Origin of the sequence: Blautia wexlerae DSM 19850 (genome assembly GCF_025148125.1) — a bacterium.
Lineage (GTDB): Bacteria > Bacillota > Clostridia > Lachnospirales > Lachnospiraceae > Blautia_A > Blautia_A wexlerae.
Genome location: NZ_CP102267.1, coordinates 1,968,425 through 1,986,099 on the forward strand (window position 1 = coordinate 1,968,425; position 17,675 = coordinate 1,986,099).

A 17,675-nucleotide genomic window follows, 5' to 3' on the forward strand; every position below is an offset into this window, starting at 1 on the left:
ATAATGTAAACTGTAGTTTGCGCATTAAAACAATGGATTCAGAGTGTTTGAAAATAAGTAAGACAGAGAGGACTTAACCATGGCAAGAGAAGCCTCAGCAGAAAGAAATACAAAAGAAACAGAAATCAAATTAAAAATAAATCTGGATGGAACCGGATATTCTGATATTGAGACAGGTGTGGGATTTTTTAACCATATGCTGGATGGATTTACCCGTCATGGGCTCTTTGATCTCAGTGTCAGAGTCCATGGTGATCTTCAGGTGGATGACCATCACACCATCGAGGATACAGGAATTGTTCTGGGAACTGCATTAAAAGAAGCAATTGGTGACAAAAAGGGGATTAAGCGCTATGGAAGCTGCATCCTTCCCATGGATGAATCCCTGGTGCTCTGTGCGATTGATCTGTCCGGAAGACCTTACTTTGTATGGGATGCAGAGTTTACCACAGACAGGATCGGTGACATGTCCACGGAAATGGTAAAAGAGTTCTTCTATGCCATTTCCTATGCCTGTGGCATGAATCTTCATATCAGGGTTCTGGCAGGTGGGAATAATCACCATGTAGCAGAAGCAATGTTCAAAAGTTTTGCCAAAGCACTGGACGCAGCCACATCCTATGATCCAAGGATCACAGATGTTCTGTCTACCAAGGGCAGTTTGTAAAATTTGAAAATTTACGAAATGATTTATGGCAATCAATAAATTAGATGGAGACAGAAAATGGAAAATACAGTGAATTTAAAAAGCAGCATCGCATGGTCTGATTTTAAATTAAACAGTGATGGAATGGTACCTGTTATAGCCCAGGATTATCAGACAAACGAAGTGCTGATGCTGGCGTATATGAATGAAGAAGCATTTAATACCACTCTTGAAACAGGTAAAATGACTTACTGGAGCAGAAGCCGCAATGAACTCTGGACGAAGGGACTCACATCCGGACATCTCCAGTTTGTAAAATCCCTTACACTGGATTGTGACAATGATACGATCCTTGCTAAAGTAGAGCAGATCGGTGCAGCCTGCCATACCGGAAACAGAACCTGTTTTTTCAAAGCCCTGACAGAAGTGTAATGAATAACGCGATAATATACATACAAGCCAAAATTCCATTGCCGCAGGCAATCTGGAATGAATTTTGGCTACGTTACTGTGAACGGAGTGAACAGTAACATTAATGCCAAACATTAAAGGAAAATATACACGAATTGTATTGACATTTTTGTTAAAATGTGATAAAAAAAGAATATCCGAATTGAATATGTGCAATGTTATAACGCAAAGGTTGCATCGTACTTGATGTGCAAAAGAGAATCCGGTGAGAATCCGGAGCGATACCGTCACTGTGTATGGGAGCTGCTTTTCAGAAACCACTGGGAAACCGGGAAGGGAGAAACAGCGATGATCGAAGTCAGGAGAACTGCCTTGGCGTAGAATTTAAGGTCTGCGGTATACAGAACCTGTATTCTCATAACGATACATAGCTCTTTTATTAAATGAATCAGACAGAATCGAAATTACAGATATATCTGGTACATATAAACCATGTATTTATGGGAAAGCGGTAGCTGCAGAATATGCAGTTGCCTTTTTTGTGCATACAATTGTCCGGAAATACGAGAAATAAAAGAGGAAAAACGAAATGAAAAGAAAATCCATGTTAGCCTTATTACTGGCAGTATCCATGACCTGTTCCATGACAGCAGCAACAGGTACAGTTGCTTTTGCATCTGATGATGCAGCAACAGAAGAGGCTGCAGATGACACAGAAGCAGCTGCAGACGATGCAGATGCAGCAGATACAGAGGAAGCATCTGATGATACAACAGAAGCTTCTGATGATGATCAGAAAGCCGCAGACGAAGTTGGTGCCCTGATCGATAAGATTTATGTTCAGGAAAGAACAGACACAACTGACGAAGACTGCAAAGCAGCAAAAGAAGCATGGGACAAACTTACAGATGCTCAGAAAGAACTGGTAACAGGTGAAGAAGCAAGCCCTGAATACTTTGGACGTGACACAGGTGATGCTTCCAAAGATGATCCTCGTAACCAGGATGAGATTGGTGAGAATGAACTTCTTGTAGTAAGTTTTGGTACATCCTTCAACGACAGCCGTGCAGAGGATATCAAAGGAATCGAGGATGCCCTTGCAAAAGCATATCCGGACTGGTCAGTAAGACGTGCATTTACAGCACAGATTATCATCAACCATGTACAGGCAAGAGATGATGAAGTAATCGATAATATGCAGCAGGCTCTTGACCGTGCAGTAGCTAACGGTGTTAAGAATCTTGTTGTACAGCCGACACATCTGATGCATGGTGCAGAATATGATGAAATGACAGAGGCAATTGATGGATACAAAGACAAATTTGAATCTGTTGCAATTGCAGAGCCAATGCTCGGTGAAGTTGGTGATGACGCTACAGTAATCAATGATGACAAGAAAGCAGTTGCTCAGGCGATCACAGATGAAGCTTGCAAGGAAGCTGGATTTGATGATATGAAAGCAGCAGCAGATGCAGGCACAGCATTTGTATTCATGGGACATGGTACATCCCATACAGCTAACGTAACCTATGACCAGATGCAGACACAGATGGATGATCTTGGATTCACAAACGCTTTCATCGGAACTGTAGAGGGAGAACCGGAAGACACAGCATGTGACAAGGTTATCGAGAAAGTAAAAGAAGCAGGATTCAAGAATGTAATCCTTCGTCCTCTGATGGTTGTTGCCGGAGACCACGCTAACAATGATATGGCTGGTGATGATGCAGATTCCTGGAAATCTCAGTTTGAGGCATCCGGTGATTTCGACAGTGTTGACTGTCAGATCGCAGGTCTTGGAAGAATCGCAGCAGTAGAAGATCTGTATGTGGCTCATACAAAAGCAGCAATTGATTCTCTTGGAGCATCTGACGATGCAGCAGCAGAAGATACTGATGCCAAAGCAACAGATGACAGTGCAGACGATGCACAGGCAGATGACGCAGCTGAGACAACAGCTGATACTGCAGAGGCTGACGCTGAATAAAAAATATTGTTCAAACAAGATAAACTGCCCGGAGAACTTGCAAAAGTTTCCGGGCAGATATATTATATGATAAGAAAAAAAGAAGTCATAGCAATTCCATAAAATACTGCAAACAGTTCGCACGTTTCTGTTCATTCCGTTCACAGTAACGTGCGCACATCTGAGAAAGATCCAGAGGAACTGTCTTAATTGCATTATTTTCTGGAATTACTATAATATATTTGCCATCACCTGTTCAAAAGCCTGTTGCTCTGCAGCAGATGGGTTGAACAGCACGATAGAAAAAACTATAAAAAATATGAAGATAAGGGAGAAGAAATAATCATGAAGAAACGTTCATTTACATTATTAATGTCAGCACTTACTATTTCAGCTACTCTGATCGGTACAAGCCCGGTTGCTGCAAAGACAGATACTGATACGGCAACAGAAGAAACCACTGATAAAGAAGAAACAACTGCAAAAGATGCTGATTCAGAAAACACAGATAATAAAGAAACAGATGCATCCAAGAGTGATACATTAGAGGATGGCACCTACACAGCAGAATTTGATACAGACAGCGGAATGTTCCATGTAAATGAAGCAAACGATGGAAAAGGAACCCTTACAGTAAAGGAGGGCAAGATGACTATCCATGTAAGCCTTGCTTCTAAGAAAATTGTAAACCTTTTCGTCGGAAAGGCAGAAGATGCACAGAAAGACGGGGCAGAGGTTCTTGAGCCAACCACAGATACTGTTACATACAGCGATGGAATGAGTGAGGAAGTATATGGATTTGATATCCCGGTACCCGCAATTGATGAAGAATTCGATGTAGCTTTGATCGGAACAAAAGGAAAATGGTATGACCATAAGGTAAGTGTCAAAAATCCTGTAAAATCTGATGATACAGATGCAAAAAAAGATGATAAAGAAAATAAAGATGCAGATTCCAAAGCAGATGACACAGACAAAGATGCGAAAGACAGTAAGACAAGTGAAGGTAAGACTCTGGCAGATCTGAATCTTGAAGACGGCGACTATACCATGGATGTAACTCTTACAGGCGGTTCAGGAAGAGCAACCATTGATTCTCCTGCAGCCATTAATGTAGAAGGCGATAAAGCTACAGCAACTATCGTATGGAGCAGTCCGAACTATGATTATATGCTTGTGGATGGTGAGAAATATGAGCCGGTTAATAAAGACGGAAACTCCACTTTTGAAATCCCTGTCAGCGTATTTGATGCAGAGATGGAGGTAACAGCAGATACAGTAGCAATGAGTGAGCCTCACGAGATTGACTACACCTTAAATTTTGATTCCACAACTGCCAAAGAAGCAGAAAAAACAGCAAAATAATCACATACAAACAAAGAAACAATTATGAAGATGAAAAACATAATAAAGAAACAGCAAAAAACAATATTTATCGGTTTTATGTCAGTTGCATTATTTATTATCTGTATATGCACTGTCTGTACAGCATACGCAGCAGATAAAGACAATGCAAAAACTCCTGTGGATATCCCGGGACTTACCTATGACCACAGTATGGAACTTTCCTACGCAGAAGAATTCAGCGTAGACTATTACAATGATGGCTATGCTCTGATTACTATCGATCAGGAAGGACAGTTTCTTGTAGTTCCAGAGGGAAAAAAGGCTCCAAAGGGGCTTGAAAAAGATATCACAGTTATTCAACAACCGCTGAACAACATCTATCTGGTAGCAACCTCTGCCATGGATCTTTTCCGCGCAATTGACGGTATTGACAGCATTCGTCTTTCAGGAACTCAGGAGAATGGATGGTATATCCAGGAAGCAAAAGATGCCATGGAATCCGGAAAAATGATTTATGCAGGCAAGTACAATGCACCGGATTATGAACTGATCCTGGATGAAGGCTGTGGTCTTGCCATTGAATCAACTATGATCCATCATAATCCGGAGGTGGAAGAGAAACTGGAACAGTTTGGTATCCCGGTAATGGTAGAACGTTCCAGTTATGAGAGCCATCCTCTGGGAAGAACTGAATGGATGAAACTCTATGCTGTGCTTCTCGGAAAGGAAGATGTAGCTGAGAAGGCATTTAAGGAGCAGACAGACAAGCTTGACAAAGTTCTGACCTCTGATGATAAAGATACAGGTAAAACAGTAGCATTCTTTTACATTAATTCCACAGGTGCTGTCAATGTGCGAAAGAATGGTGATTATGTTTCAAACATGATCGAGCTGGCAGGCGGCAAATATGTTCCCGAAGATACAGGAGAAAGTGATAACGCTTTGTCTACCATGAATATGCAGATGGAAGAATTTTATGCCAAAGCAAAAGATGCGGACTATATCATCTATAACAGTACTATCGACGGTGAACTTTCTACTATTGATGAATTGTTGGCAAAAAGTAATCTTCTGGCAGATTTTAAGGCAGTGAAGGATGGAAATGTGTGGTGTACGGGTAAAAATCTTTTCCAGGAAACCACCGAACTTGGAACCATGATCGAAGATATTCATACAATCCTTACTACAGATGATGATTCGCTGGATGAACTTGCATATATGCATAAGTTAAAATGATATTTATAACTTTTCGGCACACTCGAATCCGCATCCTATGCGATTGGTATAGTTATTTACGAACGGCACTGAAATATGTTTGCGGGATTCTGCATAACTGCCAAAAGCAGGAAATATAAAAACAAAAGGAACAAAAAATATGGATGACAAAAAACGTACAGCCAGATACTGGATGGCATTTCTTATACTGGCGGTGTTTCTGATGATTTTATTTGTCTGGAATGTAAATGCCGGAAGCATTCATCTTTCAGTGAGTGAGATTCTGAATATTATTTTCAGACATCAGGGAGATGCGACTGCTTACAATATAATATGGGAAATCCGTCTTCCCAGGATTCTGTCAGTGATCATTCTTGGAGGAGCACTTTCTGTATCCGGATTTCTTCTTCAGACATTTTTTAATAACCCTATTGCAGGTCCCTTTGTACTTGGAATTTCTTCAGGAGCCAAGCTGGTAGTTGCACTTCTGATGATTTATTTTCTGAGCAGATCTATTTCCATGGGTTCTGCAGCCATGATCATTGCAGCATTTATCGGTTCTATGATTTCCATGGGATTTGTCCTGCTGGTTGCCAAAAAAGTCCACAACATGTCCATGCTGGTTATCAGCGGTGTCATGATCGGTTACATCTGTTCTGCAGTTACAGATTTCGTAGTTACATTTGCGGATGACTCCAATATCGTCAATCTTCACAACTGGTCACTGGGAAGTTTTTCAGGAATGTCCTGGGGTAATGTGAAAGTAATGGCAATAGTAGTTCTGCTCACAATGGTGATCGTGTTCTTTATGTCTAAGCCTATCGGTGCCTATCAGTTGGGTGAAGTTTATGCCCAGAATATGGGAGTGAATATCAAGCTGTTCCGCATAGGACTGATTCTCTTATCCAGTATTCTGTCTGCCTGTGTGACAGCTTTTGCAGGACCAATTTCTTTTGTTGGCATTGCAGTGCCTCACATTGTAAAAAGCCTGCTGAAAACAGCCAGACCGCTCCTTGTGATCCCGGCCTGTTTTCTGGGAGGGGCAGTATTCTGTCTTTTCTGTGATCTGATCGCCAGAACCGTATTTGCACCTACAGAACTCAGTATCAGTTCCGTAACAGCAGTGTTTGGCGCACCGGTTGTAATCTATATCATGATCCGCAGACAGAAGAGAAATTGATATAAAAAGCAGGAGTAGAATACGCTATCCGGGCAGATTACTATAAGATGCAGCATAAAAAAGGAAAACAGGAAAAAATATGTCAGAGAAAATAGCAGATGTAATAAAGGAAACAGAAAATAACAAAGCAGACCGGCAGGAACAGTATTTTTTCCGTACGGATCAGCTGACTGTGGGATATGACGGAAAACCTCTTATCAGAGAAATCAATATTCAGCTGAAAAAGGGAGAAATCCTCACTCTCATCGGTCCTAACGGTGCCGGAAAATCCACTATTCTTAAAAGCATCACCAGACAGCTTGCCACGATCAGCGGTACTGTTTATCTGGATAAAGAGAAAATGGCAAAGATGACCAATAAAGAGGTCTCTCAGAAACTGGCAGTCGTGCTCACAGAGCGTATGCGTCCGGAACTGATGACTTGCGAAGACATTGTAGCCACAGGGCGTTATCCTTATACAGGAACTTTGGGAATACTCTCCGCAGAGGATAAGACAAAGGTAAAGAAATCAATGGAAACCGTCCATGCATGGGATTTAAAAGACAGGGATTTTACAGCCATCAGCGATGGTCAGAGACAACGAATCCTTCTTGCCAGGGCTATCTGTCAGGAGCCGGAGATCATTGTACTGGATGAGCCGACTTCTTTTCTGGATATCCGTCATAAGCTGGAACTTCTTACCATTTTGAAACAGATGGTGCTGGATCATCAGCTTACAGTGATCATGTCGCTGCATGAGTTGGATCTTGCACAGAAAATATCTGATAAAGTTATCTGTGTACATGGAGAATATATAGAAAAATATGGTGCTCCGGAAGAAATCTTTACTTCTGAGTATATTCAGAAGTTGTATGGAATTACCAGAGGAAGCTATAATGCTGCTTTTGGATGTGTGGAGATGGATCCGCCCAGAGGTGAACCTCAGGTGTTTGTAATTGGCGGTAATGGAAGCGGAATTCCGTATTATCGAAAACTGCAGAGACAGGGAATTCCATTTGCGGCAGGAGTGCTTCACACGAATGATGTAGACTGTCAGGTAGCCGGTGCACTTGCAGACCAGGTGATTACAGAGAAACCTTTCGAAAGTATTTCACAGGAATCTTATGATAAGGCTGTGGAATTGATGAAAAAATGTCAGAAAGTTATCTGTCCTCTGAAAGACTTCGGAACAGTGAATGCCGCAAACAGGGAACTGCTTCGCCTTGCGCGGGAGCTGGGAATACTGGCAGAGCTATAGGTTACTGTTCACTCCGTTCCCAGCAACACGCTTCGCGATGCACAGAATTTATGCTAATCGCATAAATTCGCGCAGTATGTCTCGGGTTTTCTGTGACCTTCGCTCACAAAAAACACCTCGCGGGATATTAGCAGTGAACAGTAACAGCTATAGTACATCGTTTTCGAAATAATATTATTATTTCATGTATATGTATGCTATAATGGATACCATCAATCATCCAAAGGAGAGAAATATGGATAAGTTATACATTGTTATCCCGGCATACAATGAGCAGGATAACATTGAACAGGTCATTAATGACTGGTATCCTGTTATAGAGAAGCATAACGGAAACGGTCAGTCACGTCTGATTGTCATTGATGACGGGAGCAAAGATTCTACATATGAAAAACTGAAACAGTGTACAAAGACACGCCCTCTGCTGATTCCGATAACAAAACCAAACGGCGGTCATGGTGCAACTGTGCTTTATGGCTATAAGTATGCACTCAAAAATGGTGCAGATTACATTTTCCAGACAGATTCAGACGGCCAGACACTGCCGGAAGAATTTGAACCGTTCTGGAAACGAAGACAGAAATATGATATGGTCATCGGCTGGAGAAAAGACAGACAGGATGGAATATCACGTGTTTTTGTAACAAAAACTCTGAAACTGGTTATCCGTATCTGTTTTGGGGTAAATCTGACAGATGCCAACACTCCGTACCGTTTGATGAAAGCAGAGACGATGGCCAGGTACATACATCTGATTCCGAAGGACTTTAATCTTTCCAATGTACTTCTGGCTGTTATTTATAAGAAGAAGGGATGCAGCATCAAATTTCTTCCTGTCACATTCAGACCTCGTCAGGGCGGGGTGAATTCCATTAACATGAAGAAAATCTGTAAGATCGGAAAACAGGCGGTAATAGATTTTGTGAAATTGAACAGGATTATCCGCCGAACATAAAAAATGATGAAAAAAAACTGTTGTTCCTACAGTGATCGTGAGGAATAGCAGTTTTTTTATGTTATAGGAAATTACTTCGTAATGTTCCTATAACATAAAAAAGCCCTCCGGGCAGGATTCTTTCTTGTATTTTCAGATAAATGTCGAATCATATCATAAGATGTCGGACGAAATGAATTGACATTTTCTTTAAACAAAATTACAATTATAGTTGTAATAAGACAGAAAACGGTATGTACCGATCTGCACACATCGGGTACATAACACACATAACACAACAAATCAACATATAACAAAACAACACACACAGGTAACAAGGTTACCACAAATGTAAAAATAATAATAGGGAGAAAAGAATAAGATGAACAAAATGAATGAATTGTGCGAAATGGAATTAACAGGTCGTTACGAGGAGAAACTTTCTGCTCTGAAGGCGGAAATCAGTGCAGCAGATGAGTATATCAGGCAGGATAACAGTGACCTGACGGAATTTGAGAACCGATATGAGCGTTTAGATATCCCGTATCGTGTAAAAAGATTTCTGGATGACTATATTGCGTGTATGCAGACAAAATATGAACGTCTTGCAGACCTGTGCTATCTGGCGGGAGAACAAGGATTATAAAAAAATCTTGTTTTATCTGTCGAAATAAAGTATTGTAGTAATATACTATATTTACGACAGATAAGGAGAAAATGCGTTATGTACAGAAAGAAAAATTTCATAAGTCTGGGAATGAGCCTGGTTCTGGCAGCAGGAATTACGGTAACACCTGTAACAGCAGCAGATTTCACAGATGGTACAGTTTCTGAATTTAATTCAGATGATGCAACAGAATTTGATGTACAACAGGAAACTGCGGATAATGCGGAGTTTGCATCAGATACAGAGGATAGCATTTCGGACAAAGAAGGTTCAAATGAAGCAGATTCAGACGAAGAAGTCTTTGCAGAGGCTGTAATTCCGGACGAAAACGGTGCTGTGGATAACAGACAGCTTCTGGAGAAATATCTGAATGACATTCTGTACGGACAGGATCCGGACACACAGCCAGCAGCTTCTCTGGGTGAGGATGTACTGAATGGACAGCAGCAGACCTTATATGAGGAACTTAAGAGTAAAATCAGCGCAGTGGCATCGAAAGGTGGTTCTACCAGGTTTAAAGTCAGTTCAGATCTGGGACTGACCTGGCAGACAACAGCAAGCGGTAATGCGCTCAAAAGAGAAGTAGCCGCACACCTTAATGAACTGGATATTTCAAAGATTATCGATTGCCTGGCTGTAGATTGTCCATATGAATTGTACTGGTACGAAAAGACTGCAGCTACTACCTGGCAGTATGGTTACAGCACAAAGGCAGCAGGAAACAAAACAACTGTAAAAATTGAAAATCTTTCCATATCTATGCCGGTGATCAGCAGTTATGCTTCCGGTAAATATAAAGTAAATGCAGGGATTGTACAGCTTGCAAAAAGTGCAGCAGAAAATGCCAGAATGATCGTAAAAGAATTTCAGGGTTATACAGAGACAGAAAAGCTGTACGGATATAAAGAAATGATCTGCTACCTGACTTCCTACAATGATGATGTGACGGAGGATGATGAATACGGAGATCCATGGCAGTTAATCTATGTTTTTGACGGAGATGACAGTACTAATGTGGTCTGTGAAGGTTATTCCAAGGCATTTCAGTATCTGTGCGATCTCAGTGACATTACCTGCTATACAGTGACCGGTATAATGAATGGCGGTACAGGTGAAGGTCCTCATATGTGGAATATTGTGGCAAATAACGGTAAATATTATATGGCAGATATCACAAACAGCGATGAAGGAACAGTTGGAGAAGACGGAGGTCTGTTTCTGGATACTCCGATTTCAGGAAGTATTTCCCGGGGCTATACATATGCGACAGACAGTGCGAATATATATTTTGCATATGACAAAGAAGCAAAGAGCTTATATGGAACCGGAAAAAATTCCATTCTTTATATGACGCAGGAAACGTATTCTGCTGATGATCTGACTGCAAAACCGGCAAAAACTTCAATTACAGGTATATCAAACAGGACTGCCGGGAAACTTGTGATTACATGGAAAAAGGCAAAGAGTGCAGACGGATATGAGATCTATCGCCGGGCAGGAACCACTAATCCATACGTAAGAGCAGCGGTAATTAAATCCGGTTCAACTACAAAATACACAAATGCAAAACTGAAAAAAGGACATACATATTATTACAGAATCCGTTCATACAGATATGATGAGAATGGAAGAAAGATATACAGCGGCTGGTCAACAGTAAAGAAGCAGAAAGTAAAATGAAATCGGTAATCAGAAAAAGACACAAAGGATAACGTGGATAAAACAATGATGAAAGTACTTTCGTAAAAACAGAGTACACAGTTTCAGGGGATTTTCTTGCCATATGTGGAACATCATGATACAATGAGACACGATATGACAGAGAGAACCCCTGAAATTTTATTATATTATAAGAAATTACTCCATAATGCTCTTATAATATAATAAAGCAGTATTTTTATAATGCTGTAAATATCTGGAAAATATGGGAGGAATAAATATAAATGTGTGGAATTGTTGGATTTACAGGTAATCATCAGGCAGCACCTATATTATTATATGGTCTGTCCAGACTTGAATACAGAGGTTATGATTCAGCGGGACTTGCAGTTCGCGACGGCGAAGGTGATACAGAGGTTATTAAAGCGAAAGGCAGACTGAAAGTTCTTGCAGATAAAACTAATAATGGAGAATCTGTACCTGGAACATGTGGTATCGGACATACCCGTTGGGCGACACATGGAGAACCATCTGAGACAAATGCGCATCCCCATATGAGTGATGACGGTAACGTAGTAGCAGTTCATAATGGAATCATTGAGAATTATCAGGAACTGAAAGACAAACTGATCCGCAATGGCTATGAGTTTTATTCATCTACAGACACTGAAGTAGCAGTTAAACTTGTGGATTATTATTATAAGAAATATCTCGGAACACCGGTAGATGCCATTAACCATGCAATGGTCCGTATCCGCGGTTCCTATGCTCTTGCGATCATGTTTAAAGACTACCCGGGAGAGATTTATGTGGCAAGAAAAGACAGCCCGATGATCCTTGGGGTGGAGAACGGTGAATCTTACATTGCATCCGATGTTCCTGCAATTTTAAAATACACCAGAAATGTATATTATATTGGAAATCTGGAGATGGCTCGTATCAGAAAAGGGGAGATCACGTTCTACAATCTGGATGGTGATGAGATCCAGAAAGAGCCGAAAACAATTGAATGGGATGCAGAAGCGGCGGAGAAAGCGGGATTTGAACATTTCATGATAAAAGAAATTCATGAACAGCCGAAAGCAGTTCGGGATACTTTGAATTCTGTACTCAAAGATGATCGTATTGATCTCTCAGAAGTAGGTCTTACAGATGAGGAGATCAAAAAGATCAGCCAGATCTATATTGTAGCCTGTGGCTCTGCTTACCATGTGGGAATGGCAGCCCAGTATGTGATCGAAGATCTGACAAGGATTCCGGTACGTGTGGAACTGGCATCGGAATTCCGATACAGAAATCCGATTTTAGATCCGGAAGGTCTTGTGGTCATTGTCAGCCAGTCAGGGGAAACAGCAGACAGCCTTGCGGCACTTCGTGAGGCGAAACAGAGAGGTATCCGTACACTGGGAATTGTCAATGTGGTAGGTTCTTCCATTGCCAGAGAAGCGGATAATGTTTTTTACACTCTGGCGGGACCGGAAATTTCTGTAGCAACTACCAAGGCATACAGTACTCAGTTGATTGCCTCCTATGCACTGGCAGTGCAGTTTGGAAAAGTCAGAGAACAGATTACAGAAGAAAAATATCAGGAGCTGATCGCAGAGCTGAAAACACTTCCGGATAAGATTGCCAAGATCATTGAAGATGACAAAGAGCGTATCCAGTGGTTTGCGGCTAAGCAGGCAAATGCCAGGGATGCTTTCTTTATCGGGCGTGGTATTGACTATGCCATCAGTATGGAAGGCAGCCTTAAGATGAAAGAAGTCAGTTATGTACACACAGAAGCTTATGCGGCCGGAGAACTGAAACATGGCACAATCTCTCTGATTGAGGACGGAACTCTTGTGATCGGTATTCTCACGCAGAATCATCTCTATGAGAAAACAGTCTCCAATATGGTAGAATGTAAGAGTCGCGGTGCATACCTGATGGGACTCACCACATATGGACATTATAATATAGAAGATACTGCAGATTTCACAGTTTATATTCCGAAAACAGATCCACACTTTGCAACTTCACTGGCAGTTATTCCTTTGCAGCTGCTTGGCTACTATGTCAGCGTAGCCAAAGGCCTGGATGTAGATAAGCCGAGAAATCTGGCTAAGAGTGTAACTGTAGAATAGTGCCGGGAAAACAATACAATATGTAGCGTAATGCCACAGACTGTAAAGGATTAATACGGTCTGTGGCATTTTTTTTCAAAATCCCAGAATCTCATGAAAATAGATCTGATTTTGAATAACAGAAGGATGTTCCGGTTTCAGTGTTCTGGCTTTCCGGTGAAATTCAAAAGCTTCTTTGTGCATTCCGGATTTGTCCAGACATACACATAATTGCAGAAATGGTATGAAATTATGGCAGTCCGGAATATAGAATCCTCCGTTTTGGCTGTTGTCCGGTGCAAGAAGTGCCTGATGATACCAGTGAGCTGCCATGGAAAAGTTCTGTTTCATAAAAAATATTTTCCCAATCTCACAGCATATTTCGGCTCTTGGAATATCTGACATGAAACTGTGAAACAGTATCTCAAGAGCATGCTGGTCATTGCCTGATGCCTGATAACAATAGGAGAGAACCAGACAACTGTCCAGTCTGTTTTCAATCCAGCCGTCCGGCTCTTTCAGAAATTTTTTCAGAACACAGATGGCATACTCGTATTGCTTATGATAAAAAAGTTCCCGGCCATAATAAAATAAGTCTCTGGGTTCCAGAGGCTCTCCTTCTTCGATCATCTGTTGATAGATGTGCAGATTTCGAAAGGAAGAGCAGGGTTTTATTTTGCGATGTTCAATCTGTATGGGAGAATAAAGGATGTTCCCGGTGGGAATGATGGATTCATGAACTCTTCCCCGCCATCTGAAATTTCGGGAAGTTTTTAAGATGCGTTCTCTGTAACAGGAGAATGCAGCATGATTCCATTCATCGAAATCTGTGACATAATCCATCATAACCATATCTGTGTTCGGACTCAGTGTTTCTTTTAATTGTTTTAGTCTGTACAGATTTTCCTGAGTGATCATGTCGTCTGCATCCAGCCACATCCAGTAATCAGTACTGACTTTTTCCGAAATAAAATTCCGGGCAGCAGAAAAATCATTTTTCCATGGAAAATCATAAACTTCTGCTGTAAATTCTCTGATAATTTCTTTGGTCCTGTCTGTAGAACCGGTATCACAGATAAGAATTTTGTCTACAATTTCTTTCATGGGTTTCAGGATACGTGGCAATACTTTTTCTTCATTTTTTACAATCATACAAAGGCTGAGAGAAATCATGGAAGATAATTTAAAGCACCTTTTGAGAAAATCAGGAGGAGCATTTGCCCCTCCTGAGGTTTAAGCTGCAAGAAGTCCGGCTGCGCGGAGATTTGCGAGAAGCTGATTAAACTGGGTTACAATATCTGTCTGACCTGTGGCATCTGCTACGGCCGCTGCCGGAGCTACAGTACCGGCAGGTCCGGTAGCACCAGTGGCTCCAGTAGGTCCGGCAGGCCCGGCAGCACCAGTAGGTCCGATAGGCCCGGCAGGGCCAGTAGGTCCGATAGCTCCGGAAGGTCCGGCAGGGCCAGTGGCTCCGGTAGCTCCGACAGGTCCGGTAGCGCCAGTGGCTCCAACAGGTCCGACAGGACCTGGGTAGCCTTGAAGTCCGGGTTCACCCTGGGGGCCCTGAGGTCCCATTGGACCAACGGGACCGGGACAGCCTCTGGGTCCGGTAGGACCAGGACAACCGCGCGGCCCCTGAGGTCCCTGACAGTCACAGCTACAGCGATTGTTATTGTTACAACAGGATGTACCGGATAATTCCGGATCATCTGAGGTATGACGACTAAACAGCATAGAAAAGTATCACCTCTGGAAAAATCTTATATCGTCAGACTAGACAGTCTGCCCGGCAGACTGTAATTTTACAGGACATTCCGGCAGTTGTCGTGGAATCTGACAATAATAGATTGCAGTTCTCGATATTAGTATATGTTTCATATGTGAGTTTGTGACTTACTATTGTATAACTGTCAACTACCCATTACCTAAAGGCAATGGGCTTGTAACTGCCCAGTCGTAGTAACGGTTTACGCCTTCGACCTTTTATCCCCAATAGGTATTGCTGCCTAAAGTGGCGCTACATCATAGGGTGGTTGACAGCATCCTTTACAGACAAGATATACTCATCTGTAACTGTATCAGGTACTAAACTTCCCATGCTATACAGCAAACATTCTTTTACGGGTAAGATTTTACGCAATACGCGAGTTTTTTACTTTATAGGAAAGAAATATAAAAACTGCTGTGGAAAATAATTATATTTTCCTGACAGGATAATTATCAAAAATGAAAAGAGTCTGATGCATAAAACATATAGGTTTATGCGTTGGATTCTTTTTTGTCTCTTGCCCAATAAGTTCCGGTATGCTATGATAAACAAAAGCATATTTTCTAATTATCTAAATCTATGTAACTGTCCGGTATTTTCAACAGTTACAGCCAAATCTCAATTCATATACAGATCATGAATCTGTTCTTTCAGAAAAGTCATGCTTTAATTTTCACTATTTATTTCTAGCAGGAGTTTTCTAAAAGACAGGAACTCCTGAACATATTTATTAAGGAGGTTATAAGATGCTGTATAAGAAGACAGAAAAGCTATCAATAATAAAGAGGGAGGGTGAGATAATGGGTATGTTTGTAAATCCGAATGCTGCAGCATTTCAGTGTGCAGTCAATTCAGAAGTATATATAGACAAAACGGGATTATTGGAATATACAAATAAAGTATTGGGCACAAATGCCAGGTTTATATGTAACAGTCGTCCGCGCAGATTCGGGAAATCTGTTACTGTAGATATGCTGACTGCATATTACAGTAAAGGATGCGACACTGAAAAAATGTTTTCAGGACTGGAAATCAGCAAATGTCCGGATTTTTACGAACATTTAAATAAATATGATGTCATTCGTTTTGATGTACAATGGTGCTGTATATCAGCAGGTTCCAGTGAGAATTTAATTTCATATATCACGAATATCGTTGTTTCCGAATTAAGAGAGACTTATCCTGAAGTCAATCTGGTGGAAAACAGCACTATATATGGAGCAATGGCACGCATTAATACTGTATTAGGAAAACAGTTTATTGTAATCATTGATGAATGGGATGTTCTGATTCGTGATGAAGCCCATAATCAGGCAGCACAGGAAATGTATATTGACTTTCTCAGAAACATGTTTAAAGGAATTGAGGCATCAAAATATATCGCACTTGCATATCTGACCGGAATTTTACCGATAAAGAAATTAAAAACCCAGTCTGCCTTAAATAATTTCACCCAGTTTACAATGCTTAATGCCGGCCCATTGACACCATATATCGGTTTTAATGAAGATGAAGTAATCGATTTGTGTGAAAAATATGAGATAGATTTTGCAGAAGTGAGGCGGTGGTACGATGGTTACCGTCTTGGAGATTACCATGTATATAATCCAAATGCGTTAGTAAATCTGACAATTATGCGGACATTCCAGAGCTACTGGTCACAGACAGGAACCTATCTGTCAATCCTGCCACTGATCAACATGGATTTTGATGGTCTGCGGACATCCATCATAGAAATGCTGTCCGGTTCCTCTGTAGAAGTAAATGTCAATGAATTTCAGAATGATATGGTCAGCTTCGCAGACAAAGATGATGTATTGACTCTGTTGATCCACCTGGGTTACCTTGCCTACGACCAGAGAACCCAGAGAGCTTATATTCCCAATGAAGAAATCCGTCAGGAATTTCGTGCCGCAACCAAACGAAATAAATGGAACGAACTGATTGAATTCCAGCAGGAATCTGAGAAACTACTGGAAGCCACCTGGGAAATGGATGCAGAAACAGTTGCTGAACAGATAGAGAAAATCCATGCAGAATACACATCAGTGATTCAGTACAATAACGAGAATTCCCTGAGCAGCGTACTCAGTATTGCGTACCTAAGTGCAATAAAATACTATTTTAAGCCAATCCGGGAACTCCCGACAGGAAGAGGCTTCGCAGATTTCGTCTTCATCCCCAAACCACTGTACAGAGACTATTATCCTGCATTACTCGTCGAATTGAAATGGAACAAAGACGCAGAAACTGCTCTGAATCAGATAAAAGAACGAAAATATCCAGAGTCATTACAGCAGTATACAGGAGATATTTTGCTGGTGGGGATCAACTACGATAAAAAAGAAAAAGTACATCGATGTGTAATCGAAAAATGGTTTCCACTGTGTATATAGAACGTAACTTCAAAAGAATCATATAAGTTATGAGAAAAGATATTCTACCCCAGTGGATGGAATGTCTTTTTTATATAATTTTTAGCTTGCATCTATGTAAAATTGATATCAGAAAATTCCCTCTTTTTATGTTGACATTACTAA

The 17,675-nt window shown here is 41.1% G+C and carries 13 protein-coding genes, 1 pseudogene and 1 riboswitch; of the genes and pseudogenes, 12 read left to right on the top strand and 2 right to left on the bottom strand.

What is annotated here, in order from left to right:
• Window positions 1-79: 79 nt before the first annotated feature.
• From hisB to glmS, 11 genes and pseudogenes are all read left to right on the top strand, one after another.
• On the top strand, window positions 80-667 hold the full coding sequence (gene hisB, locus NQ550_RS09170; RefSeq protein WP_008702993.1) for an imidazoleglycerol-phosphate dehydratase HisB: 588 nt from the start codon (window positions 80-82) through the stop codon (window positions 665-667).
• Window positions 668-745: 78 nt separating this feature from the next.
• A pseudogene (gene hisI / locus NQ550_RS09175) lies at window positions 746-1,072 on the top strand (phosphoribosyl-AMP cyclohydrolase); the annotation flags it as partial.
• A gap of 197 nt (window positions 1,073-1,269) precedes the next feature.
• Window positions 1,270-1,446: riboswitch (cobalamin riboswitch) on the top strand.
• Window positions 1,447-1,646: 200 nt separating this feature from the next.
• Complete coding sequence (locus NQ550_RS09180; RefSeq protein ID WP_008702995.1) at window positions 1,647-3,044, top strand: sirohydrochlorin cobaltochelatase; 1,398 nt, start codon at window positions 1,647-1,649, stop codon at window positions 3,042-3,044.
• 324 nt (window positions 3,045-3,368) lie between these two features.
• Window positions 3,369-4,388 (top strand): hypothetical protein, encoded by a 1,020-nt coding sequence (locus NQ550_RS09185; RefSeq protein ID WP_020993880.1) that lies wholly within the window; start codon window positions 3,369-3,371, stop codon window positions 4,386-4,388.
• A 78-nt stretch (window positions 4,389-4,466) separates the two neighbouring features.
• Window positions 4,467-5,606 (top strand): ABC transporter substrate-binding protein, encoded by a 1,140-nt coding sequence (locus NQ550_RS09190; RefSeq protein ID WP_120062355.1) that lies wholly within the window; start codon window positions 4,467-4,469, stop codon window positions 5,604-5,606.
• 172 nt (window positions 5,607-5,778) lie between these two features.
• Window positions 5,779-6,765 (top strand): FecCD family ABC transporter permease, encoded by a 987-nt coding sequence (locus NQ550_RS09195; RefSeq protein WP_370865700.1) that lies wholly within the window; start codon window positions 5,779-5,781, stop codon window positions 6,763-6,765.
• A gap of 79 nt (window positions 6,766-6,844) precedes the next feature.
• On the top strand, window positions 6,845-8,002 hold the full coding sequence (locus NQ550_RS09200) for an ABC transporter ATP-binding protein (RefSeq protein WP_025576993.1): 1,158 nt from the start codon (window positions 6,845-6,847) through the stop codon (window positions 8,000-8,002).
• A 235-nt stretch (window positions 8,003-8,237) separates the two neighbouring features.
• Window positions 8,238-8,957: a glycosyltransferase family 2 protein gene (locus NQ550_RS09205; protein ID WP_008703000.1), complete on the top strand. Its 720-nt coding sequence runs from the start codon at window positions 8,238-8,240 to the stop codon at window positions 8,955-8,957.
• Between the two features lie 361 nt (window positions 8,958-9,318).
• Window positions 9,319-9,582 carry a hypothetical protein gene (locus NQ550_RS09210; protein WP_008703001.1) on the top strand — a complete coding sequence of 88 codons (264 nt, stop codon included), beginning with the start codon at window positions 9,319-9,321 and terminating at the stop codon, window positions 9,580-9,582.
• 78 nt (window positions 9,583-9,660) lie between these two features.
• A complete protein-coding gene (locus NQ550_RS09215; protein ID WP_008703003.1) occupies window positions 9,661-11,283 on the top strand; it encodes a hypothetical protein in 1,623 nt (540 codons plus the stop codon).
• A gap of 263 nt (window positions 11,284-11,546) precedes the next feature.
• On the top strand, window positions 11,547-13,388 hold the full coding sequence (gene glmS, locus NQ550_RS09220) for a glutamine--fructose-6-phosphate transaminase (isomerizing) (RefSeq protein ID WP_022381098.1): 1,842 nt from the start codon (window positions 11,547-11,549) through the stop codon (window positions 13,386-13,388).
• 75 nt (window positions 13,389-13,463) lie between these two features.
• On the opposite strand, the gene NQ550_RS09225 is transcribed toward glmS, so the two are convergent.
• Window positions 13,464-14,471 carry a tetratricopeptide repeat-containing glycosyltransferase gene (locus tag NQ550_RS09225; RefSeq protein ID WP_334319809.1) on the bottom strand — a complete coding sequence of 336 codons (1,008 nt, stop codon included), beginning with the start codon at window positions 14,469-14,471 and terminating at the stop codon, window positions 13,464-13,466.
• A gap of 129 nt (window positions 14,472-14,600) precedes the next feature.
• Window positions 14,601-14,942 carry a hypothetical protein gene (locus NQ550_RS09230; protein WP_278287266.1) on the bottom strand — a complete coding sequence of 114 codons (342 nt, stop codon included), beginning with the start codon at window positions 14,940-14,942 and terminating at the stop codon, window positions 14,601-14,603.
• A 993-nt stretch (window positions 14,943-15,935) separates the two neighbouring features.
• On the opposite strand from NQ550_RS09230, the gene NQ550_RS09235 reads away from it, so the two are divergent.
• The gene (locus tag NQ550_RS09235; protein ID WP_022380678.1) at window positions 15,936-17,531 is read left to right on the top strand and encodes an AAA family ATPase; all 1,596 of its coding nucleotides are present in this window, start codon (window positions 15,936-15,938) and stop codon (window positions 17,529-17,531) included.
• Window positions 17,532-17,675 lie beyond the last annotated feature (144 nt).

Excerpts from the sequence above, each read along its gene's own strand:
- hisB (WP_008702993.1), top strand. The coding sequence starts at position 80 with ATGGCAAGAGAAGCCTCAGCAGAAAGAAATACAAAAGAAACAGAAATC.
- NQ550_RS09180 (WP_008702995.1), top strand. The coding sequence starts at position 1,647 with ATGAAAAGAAAATCCATGTTAGCCTTATTACTGGCAGTATCCATGACC.
- NQ550_RS09185 (WP_020993880.1), top strand. The coding sequence starts at position 3,369 with ATGAAGAAACGTTCATTTACATTATTAATGTCAGCACTTACTATTTCA.
- NQ550_RS09190 (WP_120062355.1), top strand. The coding sequence starts at position 4,467 with ATGTCAGTTGCATTATTTATTATCTGTATATGCACTGTCTGTACAGCA.
- NQ550_RS09195 (WP_370865700.1), top strand. The coding sequence starts at position 5,779 with ATGGCATTTCTTATACTGGCGGTGTTTCTGATGATTTTATTTGTCTGG.
- NQ550_RS09200 (WP_025576993.1), top strand. The coding sequence starts at position 6,845 with ATGTCAGAGAAAATAGCAGATGTAATAAAGGAAACAGAAAATAACAAA.
- NQ550_RS09205 (WP_008703000.1), top strand. The coding sequence starts at position 8,238 with ATGGATAAGTTATACATTGTTATCCCGGCATACAATGAGCAGGATAAC.
- NQ550_RS09210 (WP_008703001.1), top strand. The coding sequence starts at position 9,319 with ATGAACAAAATGAATGAATTGTGCGAAATGGAATTAACAGGTCGTTAC.
- NQ550_RS09215 (WP_008703003.1), top strand. The coding sequence starts at position 9,661 with ATGTACAGAAAGAAAAATTTCATAAGTCTGGGAATGAGCCTGGTTCTG.
- glmS (WP_022381098.1), top strand. The coding sequence starts at position 11,547 with ATGTGTGGAATTGTTGGATTTACAGGTAATCATCAGGCAGCACCTATA.
- NQ550_RS09225 (WP_334319809.1), bottom strand. The coding sequence starts at position 14,471 with ATGAAAGAAATTGTAGACAAAATTCTTATCTGTGATACCGGTTCTACA.
- NQ550_RS09230 (WP_278287266.1), bottom strand. The coding sequence starts at position 14,942 with ATGGGACCTCAGGGCCCCCAGGGTGAACCCGGACTTCAAGGCTACCCA.
- NQ550_RS09235 (WP_022380678.1), top strand. The coding sequence starts at position 15,936 with ATGGGTATGTTTGTAAATCCGAATGCTGCAGCATTTCAGTGTGCAGTC.